General features: G+C 44.8%; 18 protein-coding genes. 8 read left to right on the plus strand and 10 right to left on the minus strand.

Translation table 11 applies throughout. The annotated features are described in order from the left end of the window. Positions 1-188 precede the first annotated feature (188 nt). The 3 genes from R7Q38_RS03205 (at position 189) to R7Q38_RS03215 (ending at position 3,444) form a co-directional block, all read left to right on the plus strand. Positions 189-542 (plus strand): hypothetical protein, encoded by a 354-nt coding sequence (locus R7Q38_RS03205; RefSeq protein WP_085569289.1) that lies wholly within the window; start codon positions 189-191, stop codon positions 540-542. Between the two features lie 121 nt (positions 543-663). Beyond that, a complete protein-coding gene (locus R7Q38_RS03210) occupies positions 664-2,664 on the plus strand; it encodes a methyl-accepting chemotaxis protein (RefSeq protein ID WP_049537031.1) in 2,001 nt (666 codons plus the stop codon). 300 nt (positions 2,665-2,964) lie between these two features. Then, positions 2,965-3,444, plus strand: a complete 480-nt coding sequence (locus tag R7Q38_RS03215; RefSeq protein ID WP_318114046.1) for a Dps family protein — start codon at positions 2,965-2,967, stop codon at positions 3,442-3,444. 108 nt (positions 3,445-3,552) lie between these two features. On the opposite strand, the gene R7Q38_RS03220 is transcribed toward R7Q38_RS03215, so the two are convergent. The 5 genes from R7Q38_RS03220 to R7Q38_RS03240 all read right to left on the minus strand — a co-directional run bounded on the left by R7Q38_RS03220 (position 3,553) and on the right by R7Q38_RS03240 (position 7,830). After that, the gene (locus R7Q38_RS03220) at positions 3,553-4,167 is read right to left on the minus strand and encodes an HAD family hydrolase (RefSeq protein ID WP_005388252.1); all 615 of its coding nucleotides are present in this window, start codon (positions 4,165-4,167) and stop codon (positions 3,553-3,555) included. Between the two features lie 142 nt (positions 4,168-4,309). Continuing rightward, positions 4,310-5,386, minus strand: a complete 1,077-nt coding sequence (locus R7Q38_RS03225) for a PQQ-dependent sugar dehydrogenase (protein ID WP_167415936.1) — start codon at positions 5,384-5,386, stop codon at positions 4,310-4,312. Between the two features lie 149 nt (positions 5,387-5,535). Next, positions 5,536-6,684 carry an L-threonine dehydrogenase gene (gene yiaY / locus R7Q38_RS03230; RefSeq protein ID WP_005442614.1) on the minus strand — a complete coding sequence of 383 codons (1,149 nt, stop codon included), beginning with the start codon at positions 6,682-6,684 and terminating at the stop codon, positions 5,536-5,538. 333 nt (positions 6,685-7,017) lie between these two features. Then, the gene (gene elbB, locus R7Q38_RS03235) at positions 7,018-7,668 is read right to left on the minus strand and encodes an isoprenoid biosynthesis glyoxalase ElbB (RefSeq protein ID WP_017634378.1); all 651 of its coding nucleotides are present in this window, start codon (positions 7,666-7,668) and stop codon (positions 7,018-7,020) included. Positions 7,669-7,680: 12 nt separating this feature from the next. Next, the gene (locus tag R7Q38_RS03240; RefSeq protein WP_017634379.1) at positions 7,681-7,830 is read right to left on the minus strand and encodes a hypothetical protein; all 150 of its coding nucleotides are present in this window, start codon (positions 7,828-7,830) and stop codon (positions 7,681-7,683) included. Positions 7,831-7,950: 120 nt separating this feature from the next. On the opposite strand from R7Q38_RS03240, the gene yddG reads away from it, so the two are divergent. Further along, complete coding sequence (gene yddG, locus R7Q38_RS03245) at positions 7,951-8,853, plus strand: aromatic amino acid DMT transporter YddG (protein ID WP_053303755.1); 903 nt, start codon at positions 7,951-7,953, stop codon at positions 8,851-8,853. Positions 8,854-9,004: 151 nt separating this feature from the next. On the opposite strand, the gene R7Q38_RS03250 is transcribed toward yddG, so the two are convergent. Both R7Q38_RS03250 and R7Q38_RS03255 read right to left on the minus strand, forming a co-directional pair. After that, positions 9,005-9,898 carry a cation diffusion facilitator family transporter gene (locus tag R7Q38_RS03250; protein ID WP_239938648.1) on the minus strand — a complete coding sequence of 298 codons (894 nt, stop codon included), beginning with the start codon at positions 9,896-9,898 and terminating at the stop codon, positions 9,005-9,007. A gap of 176 nt (positions 9,899-10,074) precedes the next feature. Next, positions 10,075-10,953, minus strand: coding sequence for a LysR family transcriptional regulator (locus tag R7Q38_RS03255; protein ID WP_239938650.1), 879 nt, complete (start codon positions 10,951-10,953; stop codon positions 10,075-10,077). Between the two features lie 171 nt (positions 10,954-11,124). Here R7Q38_RS03255 and R7Q38_RS03260 point away from each other — a divergent pair, with 171 nt between their 5' ends. Further along, positions 11,125-11,700 carry a class I SAM-dependent DNA methyltransferase gene (locus R7Q38_RS03260; protein WP_239938652.1) on the plus strand — a complete coding sequence of 192 codons (576 nt, stop codon included), beginning with the start codon at positions 11,125-11,127 and terminating at the stop codon, positions 11,698-11,700. 149 nt (positions 11,701-11,849) lie between these two features. On the opposite strand, the gene R7Q38_RS03265 is transcribed toward R7Q38_RS03260, so the two are convergent. Continuing rightward, a complete protein-coding gene (locus R7Q38_RS03265) occupies positions 11,850-13,823 on the minus strand; it encodes an acetoacetate--CoA ligase (RefSeq protein ID WP_318114048.1) in 1,974 nt (657 codons plus the stop codon). A 222-nt stretch (positions 13,824-14,045) separates the two neighbouring features. Here R7Q38_RS03265 and phhA point away from each other — a divergent pair, with 222 nt between their 5' ends. Next, positions 14,046-14,840 (plus strand): phenylalanine 4-monooxygenase, encoded by a 795-nt coding sequence (gene phhA / locus R7Q38_RS03270; protein ID WP_053350625.1) that lies wholly within the window; start codon positions 14,046-14,048, stop codon positions 14,838-14,840. Continuing rightward, positions 14,830-15,168: a 4a-hydroxytetrahydrobiopterin dehydratase gene (locus tag R7Q38_RS03275; RefSeq protein WP_104976512.1), complete on the plus strand. Its 339-nt coding sequence runs from the start codon at positions 14,830-14,832 to the stop codon at positions 15,166-15,168. The genes phhA and R7Q38_RS03275 overlap by 11 nt, the downstream gene beginning before the upstream one ends. A 71-nt stretch (positions 15,169-15,239) precedes the next feature. Here R7Q38_RS03275 and R7Q38_RS03280 read toward each other — a convergent pair whose 3' ends face one another. Then, positions 15,240-17,009, minus strand: coding sequence for a choice-of-anchor I family protein (locus R7Q38_RS03280; RefSeq protein ID WP_318114049.1), 1,770 nt, complete (start codon positions 17,007-17,009; stop codon positions 15,240-15,242). A 199-nt stretch (positions 17,010-17,208) separates the two neighbouring features. On the opposite strand from R7Q38_RS03280, the gene R7Q38_RS03285 reads away from it, so the two are divergent. Then, positions 17,209-17,553, plus strand: coding sequence for a HopJ type III effector protein (locus R7Q38_RS03285; protein ID WP_005375560.1), 345 nt, complete (start codon positions 17,209-17,211; stop codon positions 17,551-17,553). Positions 17,554-17,591: 38 nt separating this feature from the next. Here R7Q38_RS03285 and R7Q38_RS03290 read toward each other — a convergent pair whose 3' ends face one another. Beyond that, positions 17,592-17,900: a cysteine-rich CWC family protein gene (locus R7Q38_RS03290; RefSeq protein WP_080276966.1), complete on the minus strand. Its 309-nt coding sequence runs from the start codon at positions 17,898-17,900 to the stop codon at positions 17,592-17,594. Positions 17,901-18,006: the final 106 nt, after the last annotated feature.

Here is an 18,006-nt window from a genome sequence, read left to right on the forward strand (position 1 = left end):
AAAGTATACAAACCAAGACAGCTCGCCCTTCGGGAGCGTGTCATTGACTCGGCTTCTGTGTCAAACAACTTGGAAAGAGCTGACTATTACGCTGCGTTGTTTTCCTTGACCCCGAATCAATGACAACGCTCTGAATCCTGCATCTTTAAGTCACTTGGGTATAAGAGTCATTTACAAGGAGGAGCGACATGTACCGTTATGTCAGTTCGCCAAAAGCGTCGAAGTACATAGTACCGCCACCACAGCATCGTGAGTTGTCTAGTATCGATGTACCAGAGTCGGAACTTGAGATGCGTGAAATTCTGAACAACTGGTTTGCCGATGGATTGGCGCCCATCATTCAAAATGAAGACAATGACATCTCTGCTAATGAGCAACAGCGCTTTGAGCAGCTCAGCCGCACGGTGGGCGTGCTATTGCGTAATAAAGATTACTACTTTGCCACCAAGCGGATTCTTTCATTGTGGGAGCAAGACTGCTTAGAAACGACTTACGTTAATTATCTGATTTTACGTAGTGAGCGCATACCATACTTCGAATAAGTCCCATTTATCGGCTTAAAATAGTGGTTTACATGGTTTTCTTAGTAACTTTTGATACTTGTATTTAACATTTTTGTAAACATCGTTATATTTAAGGCTCATCGTTGTCAGGAGTTTATGGATGAACCTTACGATATCAGGGAAGTTGCAGCTCAGTTTTGTGCTGCTAGCCGTACTTTTTATGGCATCAGCGGTATTCACTTATCGCAACGTCACCACCGTAGAGCAATACGCCTCTTCGTTACTTAAATCCGATTTACCGACCGTCGACACCAGTCGCGGTATCCAACAGTCCGTTCAAGCATCGCTGTCTTCTATTCGAGCCTACATGTTGTTAGGTGGCGATGAAGAGGCGAGCGCACGTCTGAGTGAGGACGTACGCAATATCATGGCATCTACAGACGAGTCGCTTCCAACGTTGCAGGCTTTGATCTCTGAACAGGATTTTCAAGCGATTCAAAGTCAGTGGGACGCGGTAAAAGTTTCTCTAAACAAGCTGATTGAACTTAGCCACAGTGATGAGAACTTACCCGCGCACAACCTCTTTATTAACGAAGCGGCACCCATTGCAGAAGTGGCACTTGACCAGCTTCAAAGCTTAATCAATGAAGAGTCGGGAAATCCATTTGGTGGAGACAGAAAGCGTCTGTTTAAAGTTTATGCCGACAGCTATACCTCACTCGCCAATGCACTGTCTGCTTTGCGAGATTTCCTGTTGTACGGGCAGCAAGATCATCTGGACAAATACCACGACTTGATTAAGTACCACAATCAGTCTGTGGCGGAAATCGACAGTAAACTCGACAGACTGACTGATAACGACCAATCACTGTGGTCACTGTTTAAGGAAATGCAGCAACTGTACTTTCCTTTAGCAGAGCAGGTAATTGCATTGCGTCAATCGCCAGAGTGGAACGAATCAAACTTGTTAATGGCGAATGAACTGTTGCCAGCAGCGGATGCACTAGACCAAAGCTTAGAAACGATCGTATTGGCTCAGCAAAGTCGTGCTGATCAAAGTGGACAGGGCATTAATCAGTCGATCAAGAACGTACTCACCACCATGTTGATTGCTGCGGCATTGGTTTTGTTTGCCGCAGTAGCGATCTCAAAATACATGGGCAATACCATTGGTCGTCGAGTGAAAAACTTATCGGAGCGTGCAAAGACGATCGCTTCAGGGGACGTTTCTCAGCCTCCGCTCACCGTTGTTGGGAAAGATGAATTGGCAGACCTTACCGATTCGATTAACCGCATGAACCAATCGTTAGCGAGCATCGTGGCAGGGGTGAGTGAGAAAGCGCACCAAGTGGATACCAGTATGGGGGCTTTGTTGGAATCGGCGCAAGTCACTTCATCGAATGTAGAACAGCAACAGACCAGCATTGTTGAAATGGGAAGCCAATTGGATGAAATCGCTTTAGCCGCGCGTAACACCCTAGATCAAGCCAACCAATCAGTGCAGAAGCTTTCTGACTCAAAAGGCGAGATTGAACAAGGTCGTGATGCTTTAGAGCAAAACAAAGTCACCATGGAAAGCTTGCACGGCAGCATTGAAACCGCGAGTACGCAGGTGACGCAGTTAAGCAAAGAGAGCGAAGCCATTGGCCGAGTTACAGAGGTGATTGAAGGCTTGGCAGAACAAACTAACTTACTGGCATTGAATGCGGCGATAGAAGCGGCGCGTGCGGGCGACCAAGGACGAGGCTTTGCGGTTGTGGCGGACGAAGTTCGTATGTTAGCGACTCGCACTACTCAATCGACGACAGAAATCAACGGTATCATCAATGCGATTCAACGCTCGACCCATTCGGTGGTTGAGGAGATTGAACACAGTCAATCACTTGCGGAGCAGGGCGCTGAGCACATTGAAAAAGCGGTAACTCGTTTGCTCGTCACGACCGAGCAAATTGGTTCTTTGAATGAACAAATGGCAGAACTTGCGGCAGCGGCAGAGCAGCAATCTCATGCGACCAATTCGATCACTGGATTGATGTCCGGTATTACTCAATCAGTGGATGAGGTTTCGAATAACAGCCAACGTGCATCAGAGACATCATTGCAAGTAAAAGAGCAAGTTACTGAGCTGAATCAACAGATGGCAACTTTTAAAACGGCGTAGATAAGGTTTACGTCTGTTCATCTACTTTTGAACGTTAACCAAATAGTAAAAAAGCCCCAATCCTTTTTACACAAAAAGGGTTGGGGCTTTTTGTTGGATGATACGCCGATATTCGTCTACTTGCTCATTGGATTTGGCTATTTAAATCATAGCTAAAACCAAATTCTCTTCGCCGAGCCGGAGTCGTAATATGACTCCATCGGCAGCAAATACTGCAAAAGAATTTTTAAACTTTATACCAATCCCGGTAAGAGAATCGTTCGTTACTACGATTGGTATCATCCTTCTAGGAGCAAGATTATGAACAAACAAGTAAGCCTAATTGGTCTAGACAGCGAACAATCAGCACAACTAGCTCAACAGCTAAATCAACTGCTAGCGCATTACCAAGTGTTGTACATGAACTCTCGCGGTTACCACTGGAACATTAAAGGTGCGCAATTCTTCGAACTGCACGTAAAATTTGAAGAGATCTACACGGATCTACAAACAAAAATCGATGAGCTTGCAGAGCGTATTCTAACTTTGGGTCATACACCAGCGCACGCATTCAGCAACTACTTGGAAGCAAGTGAAATTAAAGAACATCAAAACGCGACTTCTGGTGAGGAGTGTGTACAAGGGCTAGTTCGAGGCTTTAGCGTTCTACTTCTAAAACAGCGTGAGATTCTACAAAACGCGGGTGAAGCAGATGACGAAGGTACAGCGGCATTGATGGGTGACTACATCCGTGAGCAAGAAAAATTAATGTGGATGCTTAACGCTTACCTACAAGGCTAAGCAGCGCATCACCCAAGCAATCCTTGGGAACGCATGAAACAATCGGGAATAAGTCATAAGGGGCACGTTGGTGCCCCTTTTTTTGTTTGCGTATTTTATATGTGTGCTTTATTTGCGTGGTAAGGATTCGAAACGGCTCAATAAATCACTGAGTTCATTAAGCGCTAACGAGGCTGAGTCATTGAAGGTTTCTTGATTCCCATGGTGCACAAGGCAAGAGGGCATCTGCGCGTTATACGCTGCCTGCAAGTCGTAAAGGTAATCGCCGACATAAAGCACTTCATCAGGCATCAAACGCCACTCTTTCGCCAATACCTGCAGAGACAAAGGGTCTGGCTTGGGCGGGAAGCATTCACGAGTGATGACTCGTTCTACTGAGATTTGGTTGTGCTCTAGTTTGCGCTGAGTGGCGATTTGGCAGTTGCGCGTCACGATAGCGGTTTTGATTTCATTTTGATGCAAGTGGGCGAGCAATTCATGGCAGCCAATCATTGGAGCAGACTGCTCAGCATCAGAAATCTCGTAATCAAATATCACGTTATGAGCGTGCTCTCGATGATGAGGATGCTCAAGTGCGTCGACAAAATCCAATAGATCTTCACTCTGCGGACAACCTAGCTGTTGTCGCAATTCGCCGAAGTTCATATCAGAACTCACCAAGGTGTTGTCTAAATCAAACACCACGGCTTTAATTTTATCGAGCTGTAAAGGGAATGGAATCATAATGACCTCGTACAACTTAACCGAACTATCGTTTTAAAAAACAAAAGGTTATTGTTAAGTTTAGATTCTTCTGCTTAGATTGTACGAAAATAAATCACTAGTACGTCACAAATTAAATAGTCTTAACGATTTTAGTGTTTGATTACCTTTCCTCAAGACGAAAGATTTTGCCGCTGTCGGTAGAAAAGTAGATATAGCCATCGGGGCTGATGGTTATATCTCTTACTCGCTCTCCAAGATTCTCCATCAATCTTTTTGATTCGGTGAGCTTGCCATTCTTAATAGAAACCACGTTGATGTGCGCCAGTTTCAATGCACCGGCGAGGATTTTCCCGTCCAATTCTGGGTATTTATCACCACGGTACAAAATCATATTACTGGGCGCGATAGAAGGGACGTATACCAGTCTTGGATCTTCCATTCCCGGCAACGACTTAGCTTCCCCGACGTCCAACGGTCCCCAATATTCTTTGCCATGAGAGACTTTTGCCCAGCCGTAGTTCGCGCCTTTCTTGATTAGATTAATTTCATCGCCACCGCGTGGTCCATGTTCAATCGACCACAGCTGTTTAGTTGCTTCGTCGTAAAACATACCTTGTGGGTTGCGGTGCCCGTAACTCCATATCTCAGGACGAGCTTGGGAAGGTTTGAATGGGTTGTCTTGCGGAACCGAACCATCAAGATTAAGGCGTAGAATACTGCCAGCATGGGTTTGAGTGTCTTGTCCATTATCACGTTCGCCACGGTCACCGATTGAGAAGTAAACTTTATCGTCTACAAATGAAATTCGACTGCCGTAGTGGCGACCTGTATCGGTGAAGGCATCAGCAACAAAGAGATCTTTCCAACCTACAAGCTGATTGTTTTGCAATTGCGCCGTCGCTAACGCCACCGTATTGCCTTTGCTCGTACGCTTGCTGTAGGTAAAGAAGAGTTGCGGGTTTTGCTTATCGGCATTCGGTGCGAGCGCAACATCCAATAAGCCGGCTTGTCCACTGGTGTTCACATCGGGAACGTTAAACAGCTTTTGAGGTTTGCCTGTGGTGATATCCAGCAACGAAACCGTACCGTTCTTTTCATTGACGATAACACGTTGGCTATCTAAGAACTCGATCCCCCAAGGGATCTGAAATCCATTCGCCACCTCGTTCGCGCGGTATTCGGCAGCGTTGGCAGAAAAGGATAAACAAGTGAGTAGGGCAGCAGCAATCGTTCTCATGGTTCCTTCCAATATGAATCGTGTTAATACTTAAAAGCTAACACTAAAAGACTATGTTTGGCAGAGATTCACTTGTATATGAATGTAAAAAATCCCCGATACGAGATCGGGGATTGAATTAAGGCTAGAGAATTGTTTATGTAGCGAGATTACATCGCTTCTTCGAAGATCTTAGAAATTTCTTCGTGAGTTGCTTGTTTAGGGTTAGTGAAACCACAAGCATCTTTCAGTGCGTTGTCTGCTAGTGTTGGGATGTCTTCTAGTTTCGCACCAAGCTCTTTGATACCTGCTGGGATACCCACATCTTTCGCTAGAGTAACGATAGCGTCGATTGCTGCCGCTGCACCTGCTTCAGCAGACATGCCTTCTACGTTTACGCCCATTGCTTTTGCTACGTCACGTAGACGCTCAGGACATACTTGCGCGTTGTAGCGCTGTACGTGAGGTAGAAGAATCGCGTTACAAACACCGTGTGGAAGGTCGTAGAAACCACCTAGCTGGTGTGCCATTGCGTGTACGTAACCTAGAGACGCGTTGTTGAACGCCATACCCGCCATGAACTGTGCGTATGCCATTTGTTCACGAGCTTCTAGATCTTCACCGTTTTTCACTGCTGTGCGTAGGTAAGCTTGGATAAGCTCAATTGCTTTGATTGCTACCGCATCAGTGATTGGTGTTGCCGCGATAGATACGTAAGCTTCAATCGCGTGAGTTAGGGCATCCATACCTGTTGCCGCAGTTAGCGAAGCAGGTTTAGCTAGCATTAGCTCTGGATCGTTTACAGAGATAAGCGGTGTTGTGTGCTTATCAACGATAGCCATCTTGATGTGACGCTCTTCGTCAGTGATGATGCAGAAACGCGTCATTTCAGATGCAGTACCCGCAGTCGTGTTGATTGCGATAAGTGGCATCATTGGTTTTGCAGATTGGTCTACGCCTTCGTAATCTGCGATTTTGCCGCCGTTAGAAGCAACAAGCGCGATACCTTTCGCACAGTCGTGTGGTGAACCGCCACCTAGAGAGATAACGAAGTCACATTCGTTATCTGTAAGAAGTGCCAAGCCGTCGTTAACGTTGCTGATAGTAGGGTTTGGTTGAGTGCCATCGAACACAACAGTTGCTACGTCGCGTTCTGTTAGTAGATCTTGAACCTGCTTTACTACACCGATTTGGTTAAGAATCTTATCCGTAACAATCAAACCTTTTTTAAAGCCTTGAGATTGGATGCTGTCTGCTGCGTCTTTCAAACAACCAGCGCCCATTAGGTTTACCGTAGGGATAAAAAATGCACTTGTCATATTGGATAGCTCCGTCGTTATTTTTAATAATCTTTCTTAATTTGCCGTTTACTGTCGCACATTCGTTTCCAGATTGAAGTTGATCTGAAGCAAGTTTACCTACTTAGAGGTACTTGCAAGAGAAAAACTGTGACAGTGATCTTGTTGCACTGCGTATAAGTGCAACACTGATATAAAGTAGAACAAATATGAAACTATGGACGCAAACGATTGGCAAAAATTGACTTCTGACGCGGATATATCTCTAAATTCGACTAAAGTATAAAAAATCCCCATTAATAACTTAATTATCAATGGGGATAGGGAAGTGTTTTATAAGCTAACTACTAATAATTAAGCTATTTTAATCAGCTTTGATACTAACTTTTCGATACCTGAGGCCGCTTGAGAGATATTTTCTGCCAACATGTAAGCAGGGGTTGAAAGTACGAGGTGTTTTTCATCAAAAACGATGTCTTCGACAGGGCACGTGGTGTGTTCACCGCCCATTTGATTAAATGCTATTGAGACTGCCTCATCGTTGCCTACCGTTCCTTTCACGCCTTGCTCATAAATCATCGGAATAATGACAGGAGAAATACACAGATAGCCAGCTGGTTTTTTCGCATTAGCAAACGCGCGACAAGCTTGAGCTACGTGTGTGTTAATGGAGCACTCTGCACCTGAAACGGCGAAGTCGGTTAAGTTTTTCGCAGCACCAAATCCACCTGGAAGCAGTAGGGCATCGTATTCATCAACGTTAAGTTTGGCAACATCGTCAATGTTTCCGCGTGCGATACGAGCTGATTCGATCAAGACGTTACGGGTTTCATCCATTTCGTCACCAGTTAGGTGATTGATGACATGGAGTTGGTCAATGTTAGGTGCAAAGCAGTGCCAAGTTGCCCCTGCTTTCTCGATGGCGTAGAGCGCCAACACTGCTTCGTGGATCTCAGAACCGTCGTAAACGCCTGAACCACTTAAAATGACTGCGACTTTTTTCATGTTTGGATTCCTTTACTCTGAACGTTCCTTAGATTGCTCTTCGCTATCTAGACCATGCGTTTCCGAGTGTGTTTTAACGTTTTCACTCTCGTTGTCATCTTCATCATAGTAGCGCACAACAAAGGGTGTAAGCATAACACTAGAGGGCAGAAAATGTTTCATATCAACTCCAACGGCTTAATAGAATGATTTTTATACTGATTTTTATAAAACAGTACGTTGAACCTGATCATTTTTGAGTTAAGCTGACGTTTCCTTTGGCATTCGTGAGTGGTAGGTCACATGAAATCAGTGCAATTTCGTTTCACACTTTATGGTTGTATCGCGATTCTCTCTTGGAGTTGTCTGCTTGGCATCGCGAGGTTGGTTACGGAGAGTTTAGGTCCTGTAGGCGGGGCAGCCATGTTGTACTCTCTTAGCTCTGTTTTCCTTCTTATCGTGGTCGGTATTCCAAAGTTGTCTTACTTTTCTCCCAAGTATCTTGTGCTTGGTGGTGCGATGTTCGTCTGCTATGAAATATTTCTCGCTCTATCTTTGGGATATTCCAACTCGCGCGCGCAGGCAATTGAGGTGTCGATTGTCAACTACCTTTGGCCCGCACTGACGGTTTTATTTGCGGTCCTTGGCAGCAATAAAAAAACAAACTGGTTGCTTTATCCAGCAGTTACGCTGGCGTTTATTGGGGTTGCTTGGACTGTGAGCGGTGAGAATGGCTTATCCATAACTCAGATCATGTCCAATGTTAGTAGTAACCCTCTGGTGTATTTTATGGCTTTCGCTGGGGCGGTTATATGGGCCTTTTATTGCAACTTAACCCAAAGGCAGCAATCTAAACATAATGCGATTACCCTATTTTTCATTGCAACAGCTGTTTCGCTTTGGGTCAAATACGCGTTTACGGATGAGCCACCAATGACATTCAGTTGGGAAGCGATGGGGTACTTAGTGGCTTCTGCGGCTTTAATGGCTGGTGGTTATGGTTTATGGAATATCGCGATCGTTGGCGGCAATATGGTTTTTCTCGCCACCTTGTCTTACTTCACGCCCATTTTTTCTGCTTTATTTTCTTCCATTATTCTTGGCGTAACTCTGAGCCATAGCTTTTGGCAGGGCGTTGTGATGGTAACGGTGGGCTCGCTGATGTGTTGGTTAGTCACCAAAGAGAAGCGCGAAGCGGCTGGGTAAGTTACCAACGAGATCAGAGAATTTAAGTGAGCAACGAACAGAGCTCCCTTGCAAGCTGTATTCGAATACGAAGCAACTAAATCGAAAAAATTAAAAAAGCTCCCGAGATTGGGAGCTTTTTATTGAGTTTTAACGGCTCTTTGGTGGCGCTCTAATAAGCGACGTTCAAGTGTAGTTGAAGCTTGAATCTGTGCTTCGACAGTCGCTTGATAAGCTGCTTACGAGTGTGCTCTAGTGTATCAAGCTCCAATGTGTCGTCATCAATATGTACGTCCACATTTACTCGTAGCTCTTGGCCCACCTTCGTTACGCCAGCCAGTTTCAATTGATGCTCAGTCACTTTTTCAATCTCAAGAACATCTTTGCCAACGCTCTGAAACAGCTCTTTGCTTGGTGTCATCATTAGTAGTTCACGTAAGGCACCTACTAGCATATCGAACGGTACTTTGAGGAAGTAAAAGCCCATTAAAACCATCATCATGGGGTCGGCATATACCGCATACTCAGAGAATGGCGTTAGTGAAACAGCCCAAGCCGAGACAAATCCTACGGTCACCGCCACACTTAGCAGAGTATCCATTTGCCACTGTTTTTTCTCCGCTTCAATCAAGCCTGATGAGAAGCGGCGGCTGCGTTTCGCCATAAACCACCAAGCGTAACCACAGCCGATAACATTCACGATGCCGAATAAGGTCGCAATAGAAGCATCGACCTCGCGACCTCCAGACATCAATGCTGATATCGCAGAGTAGAGAGAGAAGCTTACAACCACTAAAATGACGGCTGCTTTTATCGCAATAACGATTGGTTCTAAGACCGCTTTTCCAAATGGGAATACAGATTTTGAAGGCTTGTTAATATAGTAAGAAGCGGCCAGTGACAATAAAGTTAACAGTAAGCTGACCAAAGAGTAAACACCGTCAAAAACGATGACAATTGAGCCTACAAGCAAGCCAAGTACCATACCACCAGCAGCGAACCCAGATGCCAAAAGGGCTGAAATGGTTAGAATACGGTTTTCGTTTTTGCTTGTCCTGTCACACATAAAAGATGCCTTTGAATTTTAATACCTTACTATTCTTCGCTCATAAGGTAATTTAGGCAACCACAAAGTGACCAGTAACTAATCTAAAAAATTGCGTTTTTATTTATGTTTTTATAAAACAATGACTTACTGTGATTTTTTGGTGTCAGTAAAATTGACACTCACTGATAAAATGTTTAGAAGTCAAATAAATACTCGCTCAATTTATCTGCTAACCACGTCATTGCTGGATGCTCAGTATGGCCGTTAGGTGAAAACATACAGTAGTCTTCTTGCGTCAATCCGTATGTGTGTTTGATAACGGCGAGCTTCTGCTGACGAAGGTAATGGCGGATTAATGGTTCAGGAAGCACGCCCCAAGCGTCTTCTTCTAAGATGGTGTTCAGCATGTAGTCAAAACTCGAAAAACCAATATATCGAGTCGAGAAAGGTTGCAGTTCAGGGTTGTCTTTCTCATTTAGGTACACCATTAGTGCTTGCATCTGACTACGTAGATCTTCGTCTGAGACACGGCGCATCTTACTTAGGCGGTGTTCTACACTGCATACTGACATCATACGTATCTTACCTAAAGGGTTATATACGATACGAGGATCGTCTACTCGCTCATAATCAACGCCGAAAGCAAAATCTACTTGGTGGGTACTGACCAAGTTGGCTAAGTCGCCACTGGATGCCAAGATTAAGTTGAAGGTTGTTGAAGGAAAGCGGTTATTCAATGTATGAGATAATTCTTGCCAGAGATCATCAGGTAAGGAGTCGTCACGTGCTACCCAAACTTCCGCGTTAAACCCTTCCGAGATTTGAGCGCAGGTCTTTCTGATCCGTTGTGCGATGATAAGTAGGTGTTCGCAATCTTTGTAAATGGCTTTACCAGCTTCAGAGAGGGTGAGCTGGTTGCCAGTTCGGTTAAACAATTCAACGTCGAGATCTTTCTCTAATGCCTTAATCGACATACTGAGTTTGGTGCGATTGCAGTCGAGTTGCCTTGCCGCTTCAGAAACAGAACCACACTCAGCGATGGTGCAGAAGGCTTCTACTTGAGTTAAGTTCATGATTTGACACAACCAATAAATGAATTCAAATAATTTGGGTATTATGCAGATGCGCTCCCAAAGCCATGAAAGATTATCGAAAAAAACGCGAATCCGCCAGATAAGTCTATGGTCTTTTAACGGTTTTGCGGTAATCTATGTGGGTTACAAAAAGTGAACATGGAGGCCACGATGGCACAAGATTGGGACGGCTTAGCAAAAAACTGGGAATCAAATCCAGCAACAGAGCAATTTGCGCAGTCGGTGTTTGAGCAGTTACAACAGCTAACTCAGCTTGATGGCATTAAAGTACTAGATTTTGGATGCGGAACAGGGCAGTTAAGTCAACGATTGTCACCGATGGTTAAAGACATCGTAGCATTAGACGCATCGGAAGCCATGATTGAGGAACTCGATAAAAAAGAGCTCGTCAACGTAGAACCTGTGGTAGATGCATTATCTCGCGGCTTGGTTGCTCAGCACCCTGCGTTTCGTGGACAGTTCGACTTGGTGATTGCATCATCAGTTTTAGCGTTCGTGGAAGACTTAGACGCGTCATTAACGATCTCGCATTCTCTACTTAACCACGGCGGCTATTTTGTTCATTTTGATTGGATTGCAGAATGTGAACAAGACGGTTTTACCCTTGCGAAGTCTGAGCGTGCACTGAAAGAAGCAGGCTTTACTGAAGTTGAATCGCAACACGTTTTTGACATTGTATCTGACGGTAAAACAATGTCGGTATTAATGGGGCTTGGTCGCCGCTAATACTGCTGAATAAAGAACACAAAATGACAAAAGCGAGCTAACAAGCTCGCTTTTTTCTTATCTGCTGAGGGTATATGTAACTTCACTTGCTCTAAACAAGTCGTCGTGGTGCAGGCAAGGACATACTCGAACAACTAAGTCTTCGGAGGTTATTTTGAGACGACTATCCTGCGTATCTCCTCCAGCACTTCAGGGTTGGCTATTGCGCCTAAATTTTCGACGTTTCGGTTGTTAACGACTTGCTTAACGGCTAACTCGACCAGCTTTCCTGAGCGTGTCTTAGGTATATCGCTTATTGCGTAAATCGCACTAGGTACATGCCTTGGAGAACATGCAGACTTTAGCTGTGCTTTGATGGAAGCGATCATCTCGTCATTGAGCTCTACCCCTTTGACTAATTGGACAAACAGCCATACTTGTTCGTTGCGATCGACTTCTTTTCCTACTGCGATCGAATCTAGAATACCGTCTATACAGTTCACTTGCTGATAGATTTCGGCCGTGCCGATTCTTACGCCACCGGGATTCAACGTGGTATCACTTCGACCATAAAACACGTATCCCCCAACGCTGGTCTGTTCAACATCATCGCCGTGGTGCCAAATATTGTCGAATTTATCCCAATAAGCGCGATGATATCTCTCACCGGTGTCGTTCCAAAAGCCAGCAGGGAAGTTGGGTAATGAATTGGCACAAACCAACTCGCCGCGCTCTCCCATTACGCTATTACCTTGTTGGTTAAAGACTCGGACATCGACCCCTAACCCTGCTGATTGGCACTCTCCCCGATAAACGGGAGAAATAGGGTTGCCTAATACAAAGCAGCCACAAATGTCTGTTCCGCCAGAAATCGAGGCGAGGTGTACATCTTCTTTAATGTGCTGATAGACATAATCAAACTGTTCTGGATACAGAACAGAGCCCGTTGAGCAAATGGTTTTCAGACTTGGAAATGCATCACTTTTCTGCGGAGAAAAAGATGCTTTTTCCAGCGCCTCTAGGTATTTTGCTGAGGTTCCAAACAGCGTCACTTCGGCTCGTTCTGCGAGGTCCCAGAGCACATCATGAGTGGGGTAAACAGGGCTACCATCAAAAATCACCAAACATGCACCGCTCGCGAGTGAAGAAACGTGCCAGTTCCACATCATCCAGCCGCAGGTTGTGTAGTAAAACACTCGGTCGTTCGGTTGAATATCGCAATGCAGTTGATGCTCTTTCAAGTGATTAAGCACCGTTCCGCCGACGGAATGAACGATGCATTTCGGTTTGCCAGTTGTGCCTGAAGAATAGAGCACAAATAGCGGATCGTTAAAATTCACACGAGTAAAAGTCAGCGCTTCGGGGGTGTATTGATTCAGGACGTTTTGCCAATCTTGGGTGCAGACATCGCATTCAAAAATGTGTGGTTTAAGGTAGCTAATTTGGCAAACTTGTTTAAGACCATCAAGATGATCCGCAATATGCTGGTTTTTCTCAGACATATCGAAAGTTTTGCCATTGAATGTATAGCCATCACAAGTAAACAGGATTTTGGGTTTCACTTGACCAAAGCGCTCCAAAACGCTTTCGACGCCAAAATCAGGTGAGGTGGAAGTCCAGGTCGCCCCCAAACTACTGGTTGCTAGCATGGCTACCACCGTTTGAGGTAGGTGAGGTAAATAACCAGCGACGACATCACCTTGCTTAATTCCACATTCTTTCAACCATTGCTGCACACTCGAAACTTCTTCGCACAATTGTTTCCAGGTGTAGGTCTGTTTTTCTTCACGTTCATTTTCAAACCAAATCGCGAGATCATCGGGTTGGTGACACGCGTAGGTTAGCAAATTTTCGGCGTAGTTAATTTGCGCGTTTGGGAACCATTTTATATCCCTATTTTCAACAGGTTGCTGCCAGCGACTTTCTGCTCGCTCTTTTATGGTCTCTCCCTGAGTGCCAATGACGTCGCAGAATAGCCAAACTTCCTGCCAAAATTTTTCTACATGATCGAGTGACCATTGATGCAGATCAGCGAAGCTTTCAAGGGTATTTCCTTGTCGATTAATGTGTTCAATAAACTGTGTAATGTTGGCTTCTTCGATACGACTTTCGCTCGGGTGCCATACTTTGCTGCTCTCGCGCATAGGTCCCTCTATAACAAAGTGATAACAGGTTTTAGTTTGAGAGGAATACACGATAAAGTCAAACAAGCCAGAGATTATATCGTGTCATAAAAATCATGCAGTTACGATGCATTGTAAACAATATGTTACATCGGGATGGTGCTGAGAAAATCGCGCAGGGATTGGAAGCTCTTAAGACTACAGATAGGCTTAATGTAAAGGATTTGTTAATGGAGATGAGCCATGACGCAGTATCGTTCTAAACCCGTAAACCAGGAAGGCAGGGTTGAATGGAGCCGTGAAGAAGACGCCATTTGGCGAGATTTGGTAACACGACAAATGGGTGTGATCCAAAACAGAGCTTGTGAGGCTTATTTACACGGTTTGACGCTGCTTGATTTACCTCAAGACCGCGTTCCTCAGTTGCCAGAAATTAATCGTGTCTTGATGGAGACAACAGGTTGGCAAGTGGAGCCCGTTCCCGCGCTTATTGATTTCGACCGATTTTTTAATCTACTCGGTAATAAGCGCTTTCCAGTCGCCACATTCTTGCGTACAAGAGATGAGTTCGATTACTTACAGGAGCCAGATTTCTTCCACGAAATATTTGGTCATTGCGCGATGTTAACCAACCCAGACTTTGCTGCATTTACCGAGCATTATGGTCAACTAGGGCAAGCCGCTACCCCAAAACAAAGAGCCTATCTCGCTCGCCTCTACTGGTTTACCGTAGAGTTTGGCTTGGTGAAAGAAGGGGACAAAACCAAAATTTACGGTGGTGGTATTCTTTCATCTCCTGGCGAAACCCTCTACGCATTAGAGAGTGATGTAGCAATTCGCGACCCATTTGAATTACAAACAGTGCTGAGAACACCTTATCGTATCGACATCATGCAACCGAAGTATTACGTGATTGATGACTTTTCTCAGCTCTTTAAAATCAGTCAGTTAAATTTATTGAAACAAGCCGATCTAGCGATTGAAGCTGGACTGCTTCCTCCACTTTTTGAACCAAAGGAACCTGCTCATGTTGAATGAACAAAAATGCGAAGCTTGTAGTATCGATGCCATTGCACTAAGCAAAGAAGAACAACAGTCTCTGCTTCTGCAATTGTCTGATTGGCAGATCATTGAAAGAGAAGATATACCTCAACTAGAAAAGGTGTATAAATTTAAGAACTTCAAACAAGCATGGGCTTTCAGTAACAAAATCGCGGAACTGGCAGAAGATGAGTTCCACCATCCTTCTATTTTGTTGGAATGGGGTAAGGTTACCGTAACGTGGTGGAGTCACTCTATCAAAGGTCTGCATAAAAACGATTTTATCTGCGCATCAAAGTGTGACGCGCTAGTATCGGCAGAGTAGGACATTACCTCATACAAAAAAACGCCCGGCTTACGTCGGGCGTTTTGGTTCTAAATGACTTTTACATTACTTTATAGATTGATTCGGAAGACGGATGTCGTGCCCGATACCTCATTGCCAACGGCGATAAAATGACCACCATTACGGGTAAAGTAATTAATGGATTCTGGGCCTAAATCGCCTGCTTTTGGATTGTATGTGTCGTTCATGCATTCGCCATCTTCGACTTCTGTACACACTGGTTGATTGTAATCACGGCGGTTTATGTAATGCAGAAACTGCGCTTGTTTCGGGTCTGTGATGTCATAAATCATGATACCGCCTTGACGCTCCAAGCCGATAAACGCGTAATGACGATCGTTAATTTGTGCTACTTCAATCGCCTCTGGCTCAATACCTTTATCATCACTTCGGTCATCGCCACTATTATTGTTATCGTTGGTGCTGTTGAAGTTCTTACCTTCATTCAGCAGCGCGATAGTCGCGAAATCGTCACCACTATCGAAGACCAATTTGCCGTTTTTATCCCAAATCGAGAATGAACGCGCGCCAAATGATTGAACATTCTCTTGTGCAGAAAGCGTTTGTTCCGGCTTAATCACTTTTAAACGCGCGAGTTGTTTGTTGTCTTTTAGTGCCTCTGCCAATGGGTGTTCTGCTGCTACTTTCAGCTTCTTACCGCGCACTTCATCAATATGGCTTAAACAGCTCCCTTGCTCAGATGTGTATTCATCTGTACCAAGGTAATCGTCTTCATCCCACATAAAGCCAGCTTTGTCGCACAGTTCTTGAGTGGTTTTGAATCCGTACTCACGCCCGTCGCCTTCATTTGCAGATACGATGTAAGTACTCCCATTCACTGAGTAGCTGTCGATGGTGTCAGGCATAAATAAGCCAACCAGTTTTGGGTAGCTTTTCAAGTTCCCAATGATTTTGTCTTTGTTGGATGCATCGAGTTTAGCGCCCGACCAAGACTTCTCACCTAAGCCAACAATTTTTTCTACCGATTTGCTTTCTGGGTTTACGATTGCCATCGCATTGTTCTCTTGCAGTGCAACGTAGATTTTGCCGTTGTCTGCAAAAGTGAGGTATTCTGGTTCTAGATCTTGCGCCACCGTTGCATTTGGACCAGAGATTCGAACATCAGCAGGCAACTCAGACTTACGTGCACCATCAAACTCATTGAAACCAATCTGCGTGACTTCTGCTTGGTTGACGCTTTGGCTCAAGTCGATCAATGTGATGCTGCCTTCTGGATCGACACTGTAGTCACCGTTTGGCTCACCTTCGTTTGCTGTCGCAATGTATCTGCCATCTTTTGAGAAGCCAACCATGTCTGGCAATGCGCCAGTAGGGAAGGTGGTGATCAGCGACAAATCATCCGAACGGTACAAGCCAACAATGCCATTCGCGTGTTTATTACTGTTTTCAATCGCAACTGCTACCAAGCCATTGAATACAGCGACACTGTTTGCTGCGCCAATTTCAATGCCTGCTGCTTCGCCAGCGCTGTTGAGATCGATGAATGCGCTTTGCGTTGGTACGCCGTTGTCATCCATAGACATTACATCGACACGTTTTGCTTGAGCATTAACCACATAGAGCTTATCTGTACAGGCGTCATAACTGACGATTTCAGCTGCCGATGTGTCGAATGGTGCATCAGCAACGGATGTTCCGATAAAAGTTAAACCTTGAATTGACGTTTCCCCAGTAACGGGTGCAGTGGTAGGTTTGCATTGTGTAGCGAATGAAGCCACGGTATCTTCGGGTTGTGATGAACACGCGATGGCAAGTGATGACAATGCGAGTGCACCGATTGCCTTTAAAGGGGTGATCATGATATCTCCTTATCAATCCGATAGGTTTTCAATCAGCATGGGTTTTATGCTGCTGTCCATTTCCGCAACTGGAATGATAGAGCGCTGAATGACGTTTGATTTGGTAAGGCTCTGAATATATGTATGATTGATGACTCTTATATTGGCTTTTTATGAAACTAATGTGTCATCAATATGATGAAATAGGGATAGAGGAATAATGGAATTAAAATCGTTTTTAGATTTATTGGCAGCGTCACCAGAGCAGGTCGAATTTGAAGCAACGATGGCGGTGATCGAAGATAACTATACGTTTGAGCCAACCGCTTTTGTAAATGGTGAGACACAAAACAATGCAGGCGAGAACAACGGTTCGTGTAAGATCTTCGCTTTCGGTTTGCTAAACAACCTAGACAAAGAAGCGACGCTAGCCTGCTTTGGCCGTTTTTATCGTGAAGATGTATTGCAGCATCCAGAGAACAGCGATCACCAGAATATTCGTAATTTTATGGTGACAGGGTGGGAAGGCATTAAGTTTGAAGCGTCCGCTTTAACCGCTAAATAAACACCAGTCAGAAAACGATGATCAGTAAGCCAGTCGTATTACGCGACTGGCTTTTTTTCTAGACATTTTCGGCACAAACACAGCTGGTTGGCGCTTGGCTTGGGTAAATCACGGGTTTCAATAGTAAAGCACCAGCATGTCTCTTTGCCTGCGGCGATATCACAATGGGCTTGAGTCCCGCACTCAGGACAACTATGCGTTGAATCTTCTCCTGCGATTTGTTCGATAATCGCATCTCGTTGGAGATCGGTTTTGTCTTTCCATTGGATGATTTCATCCATCGTCCGGTGACAACCAGAGCATATTCCGGCGTTATTTTTACATGCTGCTCGACAAGGTGACTTCATTGCTTTCTCGTTCTCATTTTTTATGCCGCGTACTCTAGCACAAAGCGAGTCAAGGCCGCCAAAATAAACGTGACTGCGATTTGCTGGTGAGGAGGGAGAACCAGTG

The sequence above is a fragment of the Vibrio sp. Vb0598 genome (genome assembly GCF_033338935.1).
GTDB lineage: Bacteria > Pseudomonadota > Gammaproteobacteria > Enterobacterales > Vibrionaceae > Vibrio > Vibrio alginolyticus.